Origin of the sequence: Deinococcus proteolyticus MRP, from assembly GCF_000190555.1 — a bacterium.
Taxonomy (GTDB): domain Bacteria; phylum Deinococcota; class Deinococci; order Deinococcales; family Deinococcaceae; genus Deinococcus; species Deinococcus proteolyticus.
This window is the reverse complement of the sequence record NC_015161.1, coordinates 1,504,500-1,522,000: the sequence shown is the minus strand read 5'-3', so window position 1 is coordinate 1,522,000 and position 17,501 is coordinate 1,504,500. Positions and strand designations below refer to the sequence as shown.

General features: G+C 64.7%; 19 protein-coding genes. 15 read left to right on the top strand and 4 right to left on the bottom strand.

Features of this window, described 5'->3' with window-relative positions; all coding sequences use genetic code 11:
* The first annotated feature begins 179 nt into the window (after positions 1 to 179).
* The 4 genes from rpsL to DEIPR_RS07230 all read left to right on the top strand — a co-directional run bounded on the left by rpsL (position 180) and on the right by DEIPR_RS07230 (position 3,958).
* Positions 180 to 563 (top strand): 30S ribosomal protein S12, encoded by a 384-nt coding sequence (gene rpsL / locus DEIPR_RS07245; RefSeq protein ID WP_041222713.1) that lies wholly within the window; start codon positions 180 to 182, stop codon positions 561 to 563.
* A gap of 124 nt (positions 564 to 687) precedes the next feature.
* A complete protein-coding gene (rpsG, locus tag DEIPR_RS07240) occupies positions 688 to 1,164 on the top strand; it encodes a 30S ribosomal protein S7 (protein WP_013615185.1) in 477 nt (158 codons plus the stop codon).
* Positions 1,165 to 1,297: 133 nt separating this feature from the next.
* Complete coding sequence (fusA, locus tag DEIPR_RS07235) at positions 1,298 to 3,403, top strand: elongation factor G (RefSeq protein WP_013615184.1); 2,106 nt, start codon at positions 1,298 to 1,300, stop codon at positions 3,401 to 3,403.
* 132 nt (positions 3,404 to 3,535) lie between these two features.
* Complete coding sequence (locus DEIPR_RS07230; RefSeq protein WP_049775102.1) at positions 3,536 to 3,958, top strand: hypothetical protein; 423 nt, start codon at positions 3,536 to 3,538, stop codon at positions 3,956 to 3,958.
* A 65-nt stretch (positions 3,959 to 4,023) separates the two neighbouring features.
* Here DEIPR_RS07230 and der read toward each other — a convergent pair whose 3' ends face one another.
* Positions 4,024 to 5,349: a ribosome biogenesis GTPase Der gene (gene der / locus DEIPR_RS07225; protein ID WP_013615182.1), complete on the bottom strand. Its 1,326-nt coding sequence runs from the start codon at positions 5,347 to 5,349 to the stop codon at positions 4,024 to 4,026.
* Positions 5,350 to 5,510: 161 nt separating this feature from the next.
* Here der and DEIPR_RS07220 point away from each other — a divergent pair, with 161 nt between their 5' ends.
* From DEIPR_RS07220 to DEIPR_RS07205, 4 genes are all read left to right on the top strand, one after another.
* Positions 5,511 to 6,296 carry a uroporphyrinogen-III synthase gene (locus DEIPR_RS07220; RefSeq protein WP_013615181.1) on the top strand — a complete coding sequence of 262 codons (786 nt, stop codon included), beginning with the start codon at positions 5,511 to 5,513 and terminating at the stop codon, positions 6,294 to 6,296.
* 204 nt (positions 6,297 to 6,500) lie between these two features.
* A complete protein-coding gene (hemA, locus tag DEIPR_RS07215) occupies positions 6,501 to 7,595 on the top strand; it encodes a glutamyl-tRNA reductase (protein ID WP_013615180.1) in 1,095 nt (364 codons plus the stop codon).
* Between the two features lie 52 nt (positions 7,596 to 7,647).
* Positions 7,648 to 8,577, top strand: coding sequence for a CAF17-like 4Fe-4S cluster assembly/insertion protein YgfZ (gene ygfZ / locus DEIPR_RS07210; RefSeq protein ID WP_013615179.1), 930 nt, complete (start codon positions 7,648 to 7,650; stop codon positions 8,575 to 8,577).
* On the top strand, positions 8,567 to 9,046 hold the full coding sequence (locus tag DEIPR_RS07205) for a hypothetical protein (protein ID WP_013615178.1): 480 nt from the start codon (positions 8,567 to 8,569) through the stop codon (positions 9,044 to 9,046). The genes ygfZ and DEIPR_RS07205 overlap by 11 nt, the downstream gene beginning before the upstream one ends.
* Positions 9,047 to 9,136: 90 nt before the next feature.
* Here DEIPR_RS07205 and DEIPR_RS07200 read toward each other — a convergent pair whose 3' ends face one another.
* Together DEIPR_RS07200 and DEIPR_RS07195 are read right to left on the bottom strand one after the other, a co-directional pair.
* The gene (locus DEIPR_RS07200; RefSeq protein WP_013615177.1) at positions 9,137 to 10,156 is read right to left on the bottom strand and encodes an ABC transporter permease; all 1,020 of its coding nucleotides are present in this window, start codon (positions 10,154 to 10,156) and stop codon (positions 9,137 to 9,139) included.
* Positions 10,156 to 11,196, bottom strand: coding sequence for an ABC transporter permease (locus tag DEIPR_RS07195; RefSeq protein ID WP_013615176.1), 1,041 nt, complete (start codon positions 11,194 to 11,196; stop codon positions 10,156 to 10,158). The genes DEIPR_RS07200 and DEIPR_RS07195 overlap by 1 nt, the downstream gene beginning before the upstream one ends.
* A gap of 462 nt (positions 11,197 to 11,658) precedes the next feature.
* Between DEIPR_RS07195 and DEIPR_RS07190 the strand changes: the two genes are divergently transcribed.
* From DEIPR_RS07190 to DEIPR_RS07160, 7 genes are all read left to right on the top strand, one after another.
* Entirely contained in the window at positions 11,659 to 12,033 is a 375-nt protein-coding gene (locus tag DEIPR_RS07190) for an Asp23/Gls24 family envelope stress response protein (RefSeq protein WP_013615175.1), read from the top strand.
* Complete coding sequence (nusB, locus tag DEIPR_RS07185) at positions 12,030 to 12,587, top strand: transcription antitermination factor NusB (protein WP_013615174.1); 558 nt, start codon at positions 12,030 to 12,032, stop codon at positions 12,585 to 12,587. The genes DEIPR_RS07190 and nusB overlap by 4 nt, the downstream gene beginning before the upstream one ends.
* 62 nt (positions 12,588 to 12,649) lie before the next feature.
* Positions 12,650 to 13,504, top strand: a complete 855-nt coding sequence (locus DEIPR_RS07180; RefSeq protein WP_013615173.1) for a bifunctional 5,10-methylenetetrahydrofolate dehydrogenase/5,10-methenyltetrahydrofolate cyclohydrolase — start codon at positions 12,650 to 12,652, stop codon at positions 13,502 to 13,504.
* Positions 13,505 to 13,575: 71 nt separating this feature from the next.
* The gene (locus tag DEIPR_RS07175; protein WP_013615172.1) at positions 13,576 to 14,361 is read left to right on the top strand and encodes a hypothetical protein; all 786 of its coding nucleotides are present in this window, start codon (positions 13,576 to 13,578) and stop codon (positions 14,359 to 14,361) included.
* 22 nt (positions 14,362 to 14,383) lie between these two features.
* The gene (gene ispG / locus DEIPR_RS07170) at positions 14,384 to 15,670 is read left to right on the top strand and encodes a flavodoxin-dependent (E)-4-hydroxy-3-methylbut-2-enyl-diphosphate synthase (protein ID WP_013615171.1); all 1,287 of its coding nucleotides are present in this window, start codon (positions 14,384 to 14,386) and stop codon (positions 15,668 to 15,670) included.
* A gap of 50 nt (positions 15,671 to 15,720) precedes the next feature.
* Positions 15,721 to 16,491 (top strand): MerR family transcriptional regulator, encoded by a 771-nt coding sequence (locus tag DEIPR_RS07165; protein ID WP_013615170.1) that lies wholly within the window; start codon positions 15,721 to 15,723, stop codon positions 16,489 to 16,491.
* Between the two features lie 29 nt (positions 16,492 to 16,520).
* Complete coding sequence (locus tag DEIPR_RS07160) at positions 16,521 to 16,952, top strand: hypothetical protein (protein WP_013615169.1); 432 nt, start codon at positions 16,521 to 16,523, stop codon at positions 16,950 to 16,952.
* A gap of 3 nt (positions 16,953 to 16,955) precedes the next feature.
* Here DEIPR_RS07160 and DEIPR_RS07155 read toward each other — a convergent pair whose 3' ends face one another.
* Positions 16,956 to 17,456, bottom strand: a complete 501-nt coding sequence (locus tag DEIPR_RS07155; protein ID WP_013615168.1) for a hypothetical protein — start codon at positions 17,454 to 17,456, stop codon at positions 16,956 to 16,958.
* Positions 17,457 to 17,501 lie beyond the last annotated feature (45 nt).

Sequence of the window (17,501 nt, the reverse complement as noted above, 5' to 3'; positions counted from 1 at the left end):
TTGATTCACCCGGCTGAGTGGCGCTAAACTGCTTCGGTTGAACCTGGAGCAGACGGGTTGCTCTGTCCACGGTTTCGGCAGCCACACCGCTCACCTGGATGCTGACAGGGAAGAGAGGGCCACCGGCCCCACTCGCGAGGGTGAAGGCATATTTCCAGCCCCAGATAGGAGTGATTGACCTGCCAACTGTACAGCAGCTTGTCCGTAAGGGTCGTAAGACCGTTGCCAAGAAGACCAAAGTGCCTGCCCTGAAGGGAAGCCCCTTCCGCCGTGGCGTGTGCACCGTGGTGAAGACCACCACCCCCAAGAAGCCCAACTCGGCCATGCGTAAGATTGCCCGTGTGCGCCTGAGCAGCGGCTACGAAGTGACCGCCTACATCCCTGGTGAAGGCCACAACCTGCAGGAGCACTCCGTGGTGCTGATTCGCGGCGGACGTGTCAAGGACCTTCCCGGTGTGCGTTACCACATCGTGCGCGGTGCGCTGGATACCCAGGGCGTAAAAGACCGCAACCAGGCCCGCAGTAAGTACGGCACCAAGAAGCCCAAAGCGGCTGCCAAGTAATTCGGGAATCTGCCCAGGCCGCGCCGCTCGCGTGATGCCTGGGCCTCGGCTGTGTGGCCGCCGAACCGGCTCGGCCTGATCCCAGCCCAGTTTCCCCGCCCCATTTCCTAAGGAGGAACATTCAATGTCTCGTCGCCGTAGAGCAGAAGTGCGCCAACTGCAGCCCGACCTGGTTTACCAGGACGTGCTGGTGAGCGCCATGATCAACCGCCTGATGCAGGACGGTAAAAAGAACCTGGCCAGCCGTATCTTTTACGGAGCCTGCCGCCTGATTCAGGAGCGCACTGGCCAGGAGCCCCTGAAGGTCTTCCGTGAAGCCTATGAGAACATCAAGCCCCGCGTCGAAGTACGCAGCCGCCGTGTGGGTGGCAGCACCTACCAGGTGCCTGTGGAGTTCGACAAGAACCCCCGCCGTCAGCAGAGCCTGACCCTGCGCTGGATGGTCAACGCCGCCAACAGCCGCCCCGAGCGCACCGCCATTGAGCGGCTCGCCGGCGAAATCATGGACGCTGCCGAGGGCCGTGGCGGCGCCATGAAGAAGAAAGACGACGTGGAGCGCATGGCTGAAGCCAACCGCGCCTACGCTCACTACCGCTGGTAATTCCCTACAGTGAGGCGAGGGAAGTCGGCCCTGCAGGGCCCTGACCCCTTCGCCTCTTTCTAGGAACGTCCATTACTTCAACGTGCAGCGCGTGACAGATTGCTCACGCAGGGCTGCCAAGATGAGGGAGTCTATGACCACCAAAGCCCAGAACTACCTGCAGAACTTCCGCAACATCGGAATTGCCGCGCACATCGACGCCGGCAAGACCACCACCACCGAGCGCATCCTGTACTACACCGGACGCATTCACCAGATTGGTGAAACCCACGAGGGCGCTTCTCAGATGGACTGGATGGAACAGGAGCGCGAGCGCGGAATCACCATCACCGCTGCCGCTACCACCGCCCAGTGGACCCGCTCGGGCACCGACGACGTCTACACCATCAACATCATCGATACCCCTGGACACGTGGACTTCACCATCGAGGTGGAGCGTTCCATGCGCGTGCTGGACGGTGCGGTGGCCGTGTTCGACGCCTCGCAGGGTGTGGAGCCTCAGAGTGAAACCGTGTGGCGTCAGGCCGACCGTTACGGCGTGCCCCGCATCGCGTTCGCCAACAAGATGGACAAGACCGGCGCCAGCTTTGAGCTGGTGATTAACGACATCAAAGAGCGTCTGGGCGCCATTCCGGCTCCTGTGCAGTACCCCATCGGTGCTGAGAGCGAGTTCCAGGGCATTATTGATGTGATTCGCCGCCGCGCCTACTTCTATACCAACGACCTGGGCACCGACATCCGCGAGGAAGACGTGCCGGCCGAGTACGCCGACAAGGTGGCCGAAATGCGTGACCAGCTGGTCGAAGCTGCGGCCGAAGTGGACGAGTCCATCATGGACATGTACCTGTCGGGCGAGGAACCCAGCGAAGAGCAGCTGGTGGCCGCGCTGCGCAAGGGCACCGTCGAGAAACTCATCTTCCCCGTGCTGTGCGGCAGCTCGCTGAAGAACAAAGGTGTGCAGCTGCTGCTGGACGCCGTGGTCGACTTCCTGCCCAACCCCCTGGAAGTGCCCGCCATTAAGGGTGTGCTGGCCGACGACACCAGTGAAGATCCCGAAACCCGCACCTTCCCCGCTGACCCCGAAGGCCAACTGGCCGCGCTGGCGTTCAAGATCATGGCCGACCCCTACGTGGGCCGCCTGACCTTCGTGCGCGTGTACTCGGGCACCATGACCTCGGGCAGCTACATCTACAACGCTTCCAAGGGCAAGCGCGAGCGCGTGGGCCGTCTGCTGAAGATGCACGCCAACAGCCGCGAAGAAGTGGATGTGCTCAAGGCCGGCGAGCTGGGTGCCGTGATTGGTCTGAAGGACTCGGGTACCGGCAACACCCTGATTGGTGACGGTGACGAGGAAGTCTTGCTGGAAAGCATCGACGTGCCTGAGGCCGTGATCAAGCTGGCGATTGAACCCAAGACCAAGGCCGACCAGGAGAAGATGGGCCTGGGCCTGAGCAAGCTGGCCGAGGAAGACCCCACCTTCCGCGTGGAAACCGACCCCGAGAGTGGTCAGACCACCATCGCCGGCATGGGCGAATTGCACCTGGAAATTCTGGTGGACCGCCTCAAGCGCGAGTTCAAGGTGGAAGCCAACGTGGGTGCGCCGCAGGTGGCCTACCGCGAGACCATCACCAAGCTGGTAGACGTGGACTCCAAGTTCGCCCGTCAGTCGGGTGGCCGTGGTCAGTACGGTCACGTGAAAATTAAGGCCGAGCCCCTGCAGCCCGGTGAAGGCTTCGTGTTCGAGAACGCCGTGGTCGGCGGTACCGTGCCCAAGGAGTACATCGCTCCTGCGCAGAAGGGTATCGAAGAAGCCATGCAGAGCGGCCCCATGCTGGGCTTCCCGGTGGTGGACCTCAAGGTCACCCTGTACGACGGCTCGTACCACGAAGTGGACTCCTCGGAAATGGCGTTCAAGATCGCCGGCTCCATGGCCCTGAAGGAAGCCGTCCAGAAGGGCGCTCCCGCCATCTTGGAACCCGTGATGCGCGTGGAAGTGACCGTGCCCGAAGAGTACATGGGCGACATCATCGGCGACCTGAACAGCCGCCGCGGTCAGGTGCAGGGCATGGAAGCCCGCGGCAACGCCCAGCTGGTCAAGGCCTTCGTGCCTCTGAGCGAGATGTTCGGTTACGCCACCGACATGCGTTCCATGACCCAGGGCCGCGCCAACTACTCCATGTTCTTTGACCACTACAGCCAGGTGCCCAACAACCTGGCGCAGGAACTGATGAAGAAGTAAGGCTGCCCCGCCCTGAAAAGGCCGCTTTCCCGTCTAGGGAGCGGCCTTTTTCCTTGAGGCTGCCATGCTGGCCCACGGTCCTGCCTGCATGTCCGCCTCGGCGCAGCCACCAGAGTGCGTAAAATGGGCAGAATGACCCGTGAGAAGACTGCCACCCCCGCCCGTCCGGTGCCGCCCCAGCTGAAATGGATGACCCTACCTCTGCTGCTTGAGCTGGTCAGCAACGGTATCGGCCTGCTGACCCTGCCGTTCGCTCAGGAGCAGCTGATTGCCCAGTTGCAACGCACTTTGCCGCAACTGGGCGTGGAGAATCTGGAGCTGTCCCCGGCCCTCCTTCAAAGCACCCTGTGGACCACTTTTTTTATTCTGATGGCGCTGACCCTGCTGCTGTACTTTGTACGCGAAGGTGTCAAAGAGGGGAAGGGGTGGGCCTGGATCATGTCCATCCTGATAGGCGTGTTCTCGCTGCTGAATCTGCCTTTTGGGCCGCTGATCGGTCTTGCCCTGCTGTACGGCGCTTTCCAGCCTGAAGTTCGGGCTTACTTCGGCCGCTAGAGCCTACAGCGAAAAGGGGGCCGGAGAAATGCTGCTCTCTCCGGCCCCCTTTGTGCTGTTCTGTCCTACTCGTCTGCCTGCTGGCCCTTACGTCCCTTCTTGTAGGGGCCCTTTTCCTTCCACTTCAGCCGCACCGGGATGCCGGCCAGGTCCAGGTCATCTCGGATACGGTTTTGGATAAAGCCTTCGTAGGAACGGGTCACGTAGTCGGCCCGGTTGCAGAAGATGGCGAAGGTGGGGGGCGCGGTTTCCACCTGCGTCATGAAATACATCTTGAGTGGGCGGCCCCCGAAGTTGGGGACGGCGTGCTTCATCTGCCAGATTTCCAGCCAGCGGTTCAGCTCGGCGGTGGGAACGCGCGACTGCCACTTGTCGTACAGCTTCATCGCCTCGGCCAGCATGTCGTGGATGCCGTAGTCGTTGATGGCGCTGGTGTACACGCGGGGAGCGTAAGCAATGTGGAACAGCTTCTGGTCCAGCTCCTTCTCGGCACGCTTGAGGTCCTCGTCGGGCACCAGGTCCCACTTGTTGACCACCACGATGACGGGTTTGCCACTGTCATAAGCGAGGTTCGCCAGCTTGAGTTCATGGTCGCCCAGGTCGTCCGCGTTGAGGACAAGCCAAATCAGGTCACTGCGCTCAATGGCAGCCTGGCTGCGCTGAATGGCGTAGTCCTCGATGGCGGTGTCCGGCTTCTTGCGGATACCGGCCGTATCCACCAGCACGAACCGCTGGCCGCCGTAGTCCCACTCCACATCCAGGCTGTCGCGAGTGGTGCCCGGCACATCGGCCACGATGGCGCGGTCCGACTGGGTGATGGCGTTCAGCAGGCTGGACTTGCCCACATTGGGCCGTCCGATCAGCGAGATCCGGATGGGGGCCACCTCGGAAACGTCGCCCTCGTCTGCGGGCAGATGCTCCATGATGCGGTCCATCAGGTCGTCCAGCCCACGGGCGTGCTCGGCGCTGATGGCGACCGGCTCCCCGAACCCCAGCGCCCACAACTCGGCCAGGTAAGGCTCGTGCTTGGGCGAATCTATCTTGTTGGCGACCACGACCACGGGCCTACCCAGCCGGCGCAGCCAGTCGGCCACCTCATAGTCGGCCGCACTCAGACCGTCGCGGGGGTCCAGCACGAAGATGACCGCGTCGGCACCTTCCAGGGCCCATTCGGCTTTTTCGCGGATGACGGCTTCCCACTCGTCACCGCTCCACAGGCCGCCGGTGTCCACCAGCGTGATGCGGTGGTTGTGGTAGAGCATGATTTCTTCTTTGGCGTCGCGGGTGACGCCAGGAAAATCCGCCACGACCGCTTCACGGCGGCCAATCAGGCGGTTGAACAGACTGGACTTGCCCACGTTGGGCCGGCCCACAATGGCTACTTTATGCATAGAGACGCTCCTTTCGGTGCCGAAGTTCCCTCGCGTCCGGGTGGGAACTTCGCCGCTGCTGCGACCCGCACGGTGACGCGGGCCCCAGAGATTTGGACATTCACTATAGCGGGACAGCGCCCAGCTGGCCGTGAGAGGGGGGGTGATTTACTCTGAAGTCTATGCAGGCGCAAGGGCCGCAACAGAGCACCGTCTTGCCAGTGGGCCGGGTCGTGGTGACCCTGACCGGGACCGGCGGCGAGCAACTTGCCGCACGGGCGCAGCAGACCGGCTGGCAGGTGTCTCTATGGCCGGGGCTGACTTTCGAGCCGACCGGTCAGGCACAGGAGCTGCGTGCGCTGGGCAGCTACAGCTGGCTGGTGCTGACCAGTCCGCAGGGGGTACGGAGCCTGACGGCGGGGCTGGCCGAACAGGGCCTCGGGCCATCGGCGCTGGCCGGGCTGCGGGTGGCCGCAGTAGGGGAGGGCACAGCCCGGCCGCTCGCCGCTTGGGGCCGACCGGCCGACTTTCTCCCCACCCAGGCCGACGCCCGGACCCTGGCGGCGGAGTTGCCAGTCGGGCTGGGGGACACGGTGCTGCATGCGACTGGCGAGGACAGCCGCGACCAGCTCCAGCGTGGCCTGGAAGGGCGCGGCGCCGCGTACCGGCGACTGGAGCTGTACCGTTCCTGTGCAGTCCGTTACCCGCCCCAGGCCCGGCGTGACCTACGGCAGGCCGACTGGGTGGTGGTGGCGTCGGGCGTGGTGGCCCGTGGGTTGGCCGAGCAGCTGGGGCCAGCGCTTCCTCTGCTGGCGATGGGCCAACAGACAGCGGCAGCGGCCCGTGCCGCCGGGTTTATCCGGGTGGTGCCGGCCCAGACCCCTTCGCTGGACGGAATACTGGCAACTTTGCGCGGGCTGGCAGGGCCGCCACAGAAGGGCGCTGCACACTGCAGACCGCTTGGCTGACCGGCCGGAAACAAAAGAGTGCGTCTGGGTCGCTGTCCGAACGGTCAGTACGGGACGGCCGCCCCCGGCCACTGGAGTATGCTGAGGGCTGTTTGAAAAGGCCGGTGCTCTGGCCCCCGCTTTTTCTGTTCCGCGCTGGCGCCTGTGCCTCCTGGCCGGTCAGCATGGTCCCGCCCCATCTGCCTTTTCCGGAGGACCCTCCTTTTGATTCTGACCTGTCCCACGGCCCAGTCCCTGCTGGACGCTGCACCCAACCAGCCACGCACCCTCGACTTCGCTGTGGTGGGCCTGAACCACCAGACTGCCCCGGTGTCGGTGCGGGAGCAGGCGGCGGTGCCGGTACAGGGGGCGTCCGTGCTGTATGGCACGCTACGCGACTATGCCGACGAGGTGATGGTGGTGGCGACCTGTAACCGTACCGAGGTGTATCTGGCCGGTGTGCATGGTTCGCTGGAGGCCGCCTTTAACCGCGCTTTCCGGGGCGAGTTCGGAGAGCACCTCTACGCTTACCGGGAGCGCGACGCCGTTCACCACCTGTACCGGGTGGTGGCTGGCCTGGACAGCCTGATGGTGGGTGAAACCCAGATTCAGGGCCAGGTAAAGCGGGCACTGGCCGAGGCAGCCGGCTACGGCACCACCGGCACCTTGCTGAACAAGATTGTGCAGGGGGCGCTGGCCACCGGCAAACGGGTACGCAGCGAAACCGGTCTAAGCGACCGGGTGGTGAGCGTGTCGAGCGCCGCCGTGGAACTGGCCCGCGAGGTGCTGGGTGACCTGCAGGGCCGCACCGCCCTGATTCTGGGCGCTGGCGAGACCGCCGAGCTGACCATGACGCACCTCAAGGCCGCCGGTGTTTCCGACGTGCTGGTGGTCAACCGCACCGAGGAGCGGGCCCGTTCGCTGGCCGACCGCTGGGGCGGGCGCACTTGCCCCTATCAGGAGTTGCAGCGTGCCCTGCCGCAGGCCGATGTGGTGATCGCTTCGGCAGCGGCGCCCCACTGGGTCGTGCAGGGTGAAGACGCAGCGCAGGCACTGCAGCGGCGGGCGGGCCGGCCCCTGTTCTTCTTTGATATCAGCATGCCGCGTATCCTGGCGCCCGACATTGCCAAGCTGCCGGGGGCGTACCTGTACAACCTGGACGACCTGAACAGCATCGTGGCACGCAATCTGGAATGGCGCCGCTCCGCACTTCCGCACGCCGAGGCGATTATCCGTGAGTCGGTCGCCGAACTGATGCGCTGGCACCTCACCCGTGAGGCCCAGCTGCGCCGCCACGCTGCGGCAGTGCTGGCCGGCTGAAGGTGGCGCCTCCGCTGCCATGCTGCGGGCGCCCATACTCTAGGCTGAGGCCATGAGCACTTTTTTTACCCTGGTGCCTTCGGGTGCGCTGCGCGTGACTGGGGCAGACCGCCTCGACTTCGTGCAGGGACAGATGACCAACGACCTGCGTGGTTGCCCTACGCCCGGCTACGTGGCGGCCTGCTTTCTGAATGTACGTGGGCAGATAGAGCACTTTGCCCGCATCTACCGCCGCGCTGACGACATCTACCTGCATCTGGACGCCGGGCAGGCCCCGGCGCTGGCCGAGCGTCTACGCCGCTACGTCATTTTCGACCAGGTGGAGATTCAGGACCTGAGCGCCGACCTGCGGACCCTGCACCTGTGGGGAGAGTGGCCTGCAGGCGTGACAGAGGGCTGGCCCCAGGTGGCGGCGGCGGCCGGTGCTGCCTGGACCGTCCAAATGGGCGGCGCAGCGGTCCTACTCGGGGCCGTGAACCGCAGCGGTCAGCTGGGCCTGGACCTGCACTACCTGGCCGCGCAGGAGGAAGCAGTGATGGCGGCACTGCACACCGCCTTGCCCCTGAACGAGCGCTCCTGGGCCGAGCTGCAAACCGCACGGGTGGCCGCCGGCCTCCCCGAGCCTGCTCTGGACGGATTCTTGGGGCACCTGCCGCAGGAGGTGGGGCTGGACACCGGCGGCCCCTTGCCTGCCATCAGCTACCGCAAAGGCTGCTATGTGGGGCAGGAAATCATGGCCCGACTGGAAGCGCGGGGCCGGGCCCGCTACGGGCTGGGCCGGCTGCGGGTGCCTGCCGGAACAGAGGTCGGCAGTGAAGTGGTCTCGGCGGGCCGTGCCGTGGGACAGACCGGTCTGGAGGCAGGTGGCCTGGCCCTGTGCCGATTGCGGCTGGACCTGCCGCAGGACGCAGCACTGGAAGTGAATGGGCAGGCGGTGACGCAGCTGCCTATGACCGAGCCGGTCACGACCGATGCTTCCTGACTCCCACTTTCTGCGGACCCGGCTGGAGGCACTGACCTGTGCCCTGGACGCGGAGACCCCAGCGCAACTGGCCGGCGGCGTGCAGCAGGCCTACGCTGCCGCCTTTGGGCTGACGGCTGCTCTGGGCGTGCTGCTGGGGTTGCTGGGGCTGTGGCTGCAGCCGCTCGCCCTGGAACGCCCTGAAATTGCCTGGGCGCTGCTGGGCACCGGCTCAGCGCTGGCCACCCTGATGTTCCTGTTCAGCGGCTGGCAACTGCGGCGGGGACTAGCACAGGTTGCTGGGGGCCGGCAGCGGCGGGCGCAGCTGTTGGCCGCCGCATTCAGCCTCTCGGCGGCGCCGGCTGTGCCCTGGCTGCTGGCCTGCGCCGCCTTGCCCTGGCCGCAGCTGGCGCTGGGGTTGGCCGGACTGGCGGCCCTGGCCTATGCGCTAGGCCGCTGGCAGCTGGGACAGTGGGCCCGGCAGCTGTAGGGTCACCAGGCCTGACTGCTGTGACAGGCACCATGACGGCATGAAAAAAGCACGGGAGAAAATTCCCGTGCTGCTTGTGTGAAGGGTGGCTTAGCGGGTACGCGGGTCGAAGGCGTCGCGCAGGGCGTCACCGAACAGGTTGACCGCCAGGCTGAACAGCACGATAAACGCGGCCGGATAGATCAGCACGTACCAGAATTCGGGCTTGAGCCAGGGGCGGGCGAAGTTGATCATCTGACCCCACTCGGTGTAGCCCACCGGGTAGCCCAGGCCCAGGAACGACAGCGCGGCAATGCCCAGCGGCACCGTGGCCAGGCTCATGACCGCCAGCGTCAGCAGGGTGGCCACCGAGTTGGGCACCACATGCTTGAAGATCAGTCGGGCGTCGCTGCCGCCCAGGGCGCGTGCGGCGTCCACATATTCCAGCCGGCGGGTCTTGAGCACGTCGGCACGGACGTAGGTGGAGTAACCTGCCCAGCCGGTGATGACATAAGCGATGATGATCGGAATGGTGGGATCACCACCAGGGTTCTGAGCACGCAGAATAGTCAGAATCACGATGGTCAGCACCAGGTCGGGCAACGAGAAGATCACGTCGATAAAGCGCTGAATCAGGTTGTCCACCCAGCCACCGAAGAAGCCGGAAATTGCGCCGACGATAATCCCCAGAATCACGTTGATGCCCACGATGATAAAGGCCAGCTTGAACACCAGCCGGGTGCCCCAGATCATGCCGTGGAAGATGTTGTAGCCGTTCACGGTGCCGAAGGGAGCCTTGGCACTGGGGGGCTGCGGCGCCTGTGCAAAGCTGATGCGCTGCGTCTGGTAGCAGGTCCGGGGCGGGGCCAGCATGGCCTTCCACATCACCGGGCTGGCCGGGTTGTAGATCTGGCTTTCCTCGGTCATGCCCAGGTCACGGGCACAGTTGAACTTGGGCGGTGCAATCAGGGGGGCGAACAGAGCAATCAGCCCGAACAGCAGGGTAATGATCAGGCCGATCACAGCCAGCTTGTTGCGGCGCAGCTTGCGCATCGGCTTGCCCTGCCAGAGTTCCTGGAAGCGCGACTTTTTCTTGAGGGTGGCAATGTCTTGGGGAAGAGCAGTGGTCATCAGTCATACCTCACGCGGGGGTCAACGACAGCGAAGCCGATATCGATCAGGGTGCGGATGACCACCACCAGCAGGGCCACGAACAGGGTGTAGCCCAGCACGGAAGGAATATCCAGCTGCTGCGCGGCCGTCAGCAGCCAGCGGCCGATACCGGGGTAGGCGAAAATGGACTCGGTAATCATGGAACCCGTCAGCAGGCTCAGCAGGATGAAGCCGCCCGAGTTGATAATCGGAATCAGGGCGTTGCGGCGGGCGTGCTTGTTGTTCACCACGCGCTCGCTCAGGCCCTTGGAACGGGCGGTCCGCACGAAATCGCTGGTCAGCGATTCCAGCATGCTGGTACGCATCAGCTTCACGATGGTGGCCGTGATGACCAGCGACAGGGTGGTGACCGGCAGCACCAGGTGGGCCAGCACGTCGCGGGCGATACGCCACTGGCCGTTCAGCATGGCGTCGATGCTCAGCATGCGGGTGTACTTCTGAAACTCTCCGCTGGCAATCAGTTGGTCCAGCAGCAGGCGGTTCTCCACCGTGATCTGGCCGGGGCCGGGGGCCATGCCCAGGTAGCCGTAAAAGACCGCCAGCAGCACGATACCCAAAACGAAGCTGGGCACCGAGAAAGCGATAACGACCAGCACGCGGATGATCTGATCCACCAGGCCGTCTTTTCTCAGGGCCGAGAGGGTGCCCAGCCAGATGCCCAGCAAAATGATGGGAATAAAGGCGAACAGCGTCAGCTCAATGGTATTGGGCAAGCGGGTCATGATGGCGGTTAGCACCGGCTCACCGACCGACTTGGAAAAACCCAGGTCGCCCTGGAGGGTGCTTTGGAGCCAGGTCCAGTACTGGGTGAGGAACGGCTGGTCGAGGCCACGCTCGCGGATGATTTCATCGATGCGGGCGGCTTGCTGCTCGTTTTTCACGTAACCGGCGGCGCGCTGCGCGGGTGTCAGCAGCATGGTCAGTCCCAGCACCAGCATGGACAGCACCAGCATGATGACCGGGATCTGAAGCAGCCGCTTGACAATCAAGTTGAACATTTCAGCTCCTAGAGGGGGGAGGGGCCAGGGAGGTGGCCGGCCAGGTGGGGGAGGACAGCTGCGGACGCAGCCTGCCAGGCGGAAAATAGAAAAAGGGTGCTTGCTGAGCTGGAGCTGCCTGCAGGCAGGCTCGTTTCAGTGACCGCTCGTGTTCTTGCGCTGCAGCATAACTCATGACATTGCGGCTTCCCGCCGTACACTGCGTACTGCTTCCCATGCATGGAGATACTTGCAGAGCCCCACCCACGCAGGAACCCTGCCGGGAGAGGCGGAACGCGAGACACTGAACACACTGGTAAATTCACTGACCCGGTCACAATACACCATTGTGAAAACTGGGTAAATATTCAGTGCGCCGGGCTGAAATATTCTTCGCTGCCTGTCCGGAGCCTGAGGCAGTTGGGGACACGGCCGTTCTCCGGAAAGCCGGCTGCAGGCTGGAAGGCACTAAGATGGGGCCGTATGGAACTGAACATCAACAAAAACGTGATGCGTGACATTGTCATGGCTGCCGTGGAGGACATTGACGGCGTCTGCATCGCTCCCGCCCCCAGCCCGGTGGGCGAGGTTCTCAAGGAGAGTGAAACGGCCCGGCTGCCCCGCGCCCTGCGCCTGACCCAAAGCGGCCACAGCGTCGCTGTGGACCTGGGACTGAATGTGGATTACGGCCAGAATCTGGTGGACCTGGCCGCCCGCACTCAGCGCTCGGTGGCCGAGAACCTGGAACTGATGTGCGGGTGCCAGGTGGACGCCGTGAACGTATCGGTGCTGGGTGTCTCCCTGCCCGCCGCGTCTTCCTCTGCGGGGAAACGCTCCCAGCCGGGAGCCGGCTCTTGACCCGCCGCCGTGAACGCAGCGCGGCCCCTACGGGCAGCCGCCGTGCCGCCCGTGAGTTCGCTTTCCGTGCCCTGTTCGAGTCCGAGCGCGGTGAGCTGCCGCTGGAGCAGGTGTTTATGCGGACGGCAGCCCAGATGCACGAGGGCGACGAAACCCTGACCCCACTGACCCCGGACGCTATTGCCTTCGCCCGGTCGCTGGCCGAGGGGCTGGACATGCACTGGGACGAGGTGCAGGCGGCGCTGCAGCGCACTATCCGGGGCTGGTCCTTCGAGCAGATGGCGCAGACGGACCTGAACGTGCTGCGGCTGGCCGCCTTCGAGATGATGTTCACCCCCGAGCCGCACCCGCCTGTGATTGAGAGCGCCGTACGAATCGCACGCAAGTTCGGCGGCGAGGATTCGGGCCGCTTCGTGAACGGTGTGCTGGGCACGCTGAGCCGTTCGCTGGAAGGTCAGCCGCTGCCCTCTGCGGGTGCGGACGTGGGTGGGTCCACCGTCGCCAGTACTTCTGACACGGCCCCCGATTCTGCCAGCCAGGCCGAGCAGGACTAGGCTGTGGGCTGCCTGCTCGGCCTGAAATGGCACTTGAAGGTAGGGGACCGGGAGGTCCAGCCATGACGGCCCGGCTGCTGCCAGGCGCTCCCGTGGCCGACGCTCTGCTGGCCCGTGTGGCCGGGCGGGTCCGCGTCCTGGCCCAGGTGCCCCGGCTGGCGCTGGTGCGGGTGGGCGACGACCCGGCCAGCGTGAGCTATGTGCGCTCCAAGGACAAGAAGGCGCGCGAGGTGGGGATTGACAGCGAGGTCCACGCCCTCCCCGAAACCACCACCCAGGCCGAGCTACTGGCCCTGCTGGCCCGGCTGAACGCCGACCCGGCAGTCAGTGGCATTCTGGTGCAGCTGCCGCTGCCCGCCCACATTGCCGAGGAACCGGTGCTGCTGGCGGTGGACCCCGCCAAGGACGTGGACGGCTTTCACCCGTTCAACGTGGCGCAGATGTGGGCCGGCCATGCCCGGCTGAATCCCTGCACCCCTGCCGGGATTCTGGAACTGCTGGACTTTTACGGTATTCCGGTGGCAGGCCAGCGCGCCGCAGTGGTGGGCCGCAGCGAAATCGTGGGCCGGCCGATGGCGGCCATGCTGCTGGGCCGCGACGCCACCGTGACCATCGCCCACAGCCGCACGGCCGACCTGGGCGCCGTGACCCGCGAGGCCGACATTCTGGTGGTCGCCGTGGGCCGCCCGCAGTTCCTGACTCCCGACATAGTGAAGCCGGGCGCCACCGTGATTGATGTAGGTATCAACCGCATAGAGGTGGGCGGCAAGGGCAAAATCGTGGGCGACGTTCACCCGGATGTGGTGCAGGTCGCCGGCGGCCTGACCCCGGTGCCGGGCGGCGTGGGCCTGCTGACCGTGGCGCAGCTGATGGCGAACACGGTGACAGCGGCGGAGCTGGTGCAGGCACGCGGCTGAAAGCAGGTAACAGCAGGCAGGAGGCGCTCCTATTCAGACGAGGAGCGCCTCTTTTTTCGTTAGGCTGGGGCATGGGCAGACGCGAACGCTTTTCGCAGTACCAGTGGGCCGCTTGGCCGGACGAGGGCTTGGTGGCGGCGGCAGGGCACCTGTTTATGCCTTATGTCACGCGAGTGGAGCAGCGGCTGGGCAGTGAACCTGCACTGGTCATTGAGGTTGAAGGCGAATATTTCGCGGATACGGCGCAGTTGGAAGCCAAATACGCTGCCTGCGGCACAGGTGAGAGCGGGCCAGCGCGGATGCTGCGGCTCACCTGGGAAAGCCGCTGGGAATATGTGGATGGGGGCCTGGATGAGGGTGGCGTGACCCTGCACCACTCCGAGCGCATCTTTTTCCTACAAACCTACGACGAGTTCTATGCCGGACCGTTCGGCACGTTTCATCCGTTCAAGCAGGGGGTGGAGGCGAACGGACTCTACGAAGTCGTGAACGAACCCGACCCCTGGGTGGCCGAAATTCTGCGCGAAAACGACAACACCGACACCTTCCCACCCTATGCGCCGACGGTGCTGGAATATCACCGTGACACCGATACGTTCAGCGGTGGTGGCCGGTACGCCGCGGTGGAAAAGCGCCACAGAGCCGTCTACTTCTGGACTGGCGAGGAGCCGCCCACGCCAGAGCAACAAGCCGAATTTGACGATATGGTAGAGCGTAATAACTCCGCACAGGCTGAGCTGGAGCGCTCGCGCCCGCGCTACCGCCACCTGTTCATCGCTTCCGAATCGGTGATGGTGGAAATCCTCTGCGAAGGCTTGCCGCGCTGGGAGTGGGTGGAGGTTTCCGAAGAGGCCTGAGCGGACGCCGTACACTGAGCACATGAGTTTCGAGTCGCTGCCCCAACTGGACATGGACGGCGTGGAATCCACCACGCTGCCTGCTTTCGCTGCCATCCCACGCCGCCGCACGGTGAGTGTGGACGTAGGCGGGGTCAGGATGGGCTCGGACCACCCCATCGTGGTGCAGAGCATGACCAACACCCACACCGCCGACGCCGAGGCCACCGCCATGCAAGTGGCGCAGCTGGTGCGTGCCGGTTCCGAGCTGGTGCGCGTCACGGTGAACAACGGCGAGGCCGCCGCTGCCCTGCCCGAAATCGTGGCGCGGCTCTCGGACCTGGGCATCAGCGTGCCGATTGTGGGCGACTTTCACTACAACGGCCACAAGCTGCTGCGCGAGTATCCGGAGGCTGCCCGGCTGCTCGCCAAGTACCGCATCAACCCCGGCAATGTGGGCGCCGGCCAGCGCCATGACGCCAACTTCGCCACCATGATTGAAGTGGCCAAGGAGTACGGCAAGCCGGTGCGTATCGGGGTGAACTGGGGGTCGCTGGACCAGCAGGTGCTGGCGCGGCTGATGGACGAAAATGCCGCCCGGGGAAACCCCCGCTCGCCCACCGACGTGACTATTGAGGCGATGGTGGTTTCGGCGCTGGAATCGGCAGCCTACGCGGAGCAGCTGGGGCTGGCGCACGACAAGATCATCATCTCGGTCAAGGTGAGCAGTGCCCCCGAGCTGTGGGCGGTGTACCGCCGCCTGGCCGCACAGTGCGACTATCCGCTGCACCTGGGTCTGACCGAAGCGGGCATGGGCATGAAGGGCATGGTGGCGACCTCGGTGGCCCTTGCGCCGCTGCTGACCGAAGGCATCGGGGACACCATCCGCGTGAGCCTGACGCCGGAGCCGGGCGCCAGCCGCAAGCTGGAAGTGGAAGTGGCCCAGCAGATTCTGCAGAGCCTGGGCCTGCGCCAGTTTTTGCCGCAAGTGACCTCCTGCCCCGGCTGCGGGCGCACCACCTCGACCTTTTTTCAGAGCCTGGCCCAGAAGATTCAGGACTATATCCGCGACCAGATGCCCGAGTGGAAGGGGCAGTATCCCGGCGTGGAGGAGATGCAGGTGGCCGTGATGGGCTGCGTGGTGAACGGTCCTGGCGAGAGCAAGCACGCACACATCGGGATTTCCCTGCCCGGCACCGGCGAAGACCCCCGCGCCCCGGTGTATCAGGACGGCCAGCTGCTGACCACCCTCAAGGGGCCGCGCATTGCTGAAGAGTTTCAGGAACTGCTGGAAAAGTACGTGCGCGAGCACTACGGAAAGAAGTCTTGACCCTCACGCTGCGTCAGCCTCTAGCCTCTCTTTCAAGGAGGTGAAACGAGATGACCAGCGAGCAACAGACGTTCTGGACAGTGGGCGAAGTGTCCACGCTGACCCGCGTCAGTGTGCGTACCCTGCACCACTACGACCAAATTGGGTTGCTGTCGCCCATTGACCGCACCGAAAGCGGCTACCGCCTGTATCAAAACCATGACCTCGCGCGGCTGTGGGAGATTTTGGCCTACCGTGAACTGGGGTTGCCTTTGGCGCGTATAGCGGAAGTGCTGGAAGCTGATGAAACGGTACGCAAGCAACTGCTTTCCGCTCAGGCGGTGGCTCTGAACACCCAATTGGCCGAGACCAAGCGGCAATTGCAGGCCATTTCGCGCCTCCTGAGAGGAGAAGACATGAACAGTGCAGACGCTATCCGCCAGATCTTCCAGGATTTCAATCCTGCCGACTACGAGGCCGAGACCCAGCAGCGCTGGGGACAGACGGACGCTTACCGCCAAAGCTCAGAGCGCACCGCCCGTTATGGGAAAGCCGAGTGGGAACAAATTAAGGCCGAAGGGGACGCTATCAACGCCCGCGCAGTGGCCCTGATGGACGCTGGGCACTTGCCTGACAGCCCCGAAGCCTTAGCTTTGGCACAAGCGCAGCGCGACTATTTCGCCCGTTGGTTTTACGACCCCAGCCCCAGCATGATGGCGGATTTGGCGCAGTTGTGGCTTAGTGACGAACGCTTCGCCAAGAATTACAACCGTGTGCGTGCGGGCCTCGCCGAGTTCCTGAGTGCAGCCGTGCTGCATTGGGCAGCGGAGCAGCAAAAATAACAGGAGAACCTCTTGTCATTAACCGCCTCGTGTACGAGCGCTGGGGCGGGGGGCCGCAGCCGCCGCAGGTGGTCACGGGCCATTTGGACAGTGTGGCCCAGCGGCACGGCTGGACCTGGCACACGGAACCCGGCGACCTGCACCAGCACCGCACCGAAGCGGTCCTCGGCGCGGTGTTGGGTTATGTTCTCCTGACTGGCAACGTGGCCGCCGTCGCTTCTGCGCCCTGCCAACCGGACGTTACCCCCTGGCCGCTGCTGGGCGGTGGGCCAGTCTGGGACGCCCTGAGCGCGTCCGGCGTGCCGGTGCTGCCGGACCCCGCTTGGCTGCTGGCCGACCTGACCCCCGCCGAACGTGCCCGGCTGCTGAACTCTGAGTTTGGCGGTGCCTGGGAAGCGCGGGCGGTGCAAAAGGAGCGCCCCAGCACGCGGGCCGAGGCGCTGTTCAATAGTTGGGACTGAGGGTTACACCAGCTCGTACAGCCCGCTGCCTGCATCCCTCAGCCGCCCGGCTTCTTTCATACGGCGGACCACCTGCACGGCCTGCACCTCGGTCAGTGGGGAAGAGGATGTCAGGTCGTCCAGGCTAAATCGCCCGCCCTTGCGGTAGGCCAGGCGCAGCAACATCCGCTCCTGCACGTCGCCCGCATCTGCCCGGCCCTCGCGTGACCCGAACAGCCGCCACAGCGCGTAGCCGGCGAGCACGCCCAGCAGCAATGCTAGCGGCAGCATCCGCACGGCGAAATCCGGGTCGGCAGCGGCGTCGGCCAGGGCGTGCACCTGCGCTTGTGCAGCAGCCAGCTGCTCCGGGCTGCCCCCGGCCGCTTCCAGGCGGCGGGCGTCACCGCGGGCACCCAGATACCGGAACACCGCTCCCAGGTCGCCGCGCACGTAAAAGGCGGCGAAAGCAATCAGGCTGAAAGCAAAGCCGAAAATGGCCGCAGTGAGGGTCCGCAGGAACGTCATGGGCCAGATGCTAGCGCCCGCGCCGCAGCACCGACCGGGAGGCGG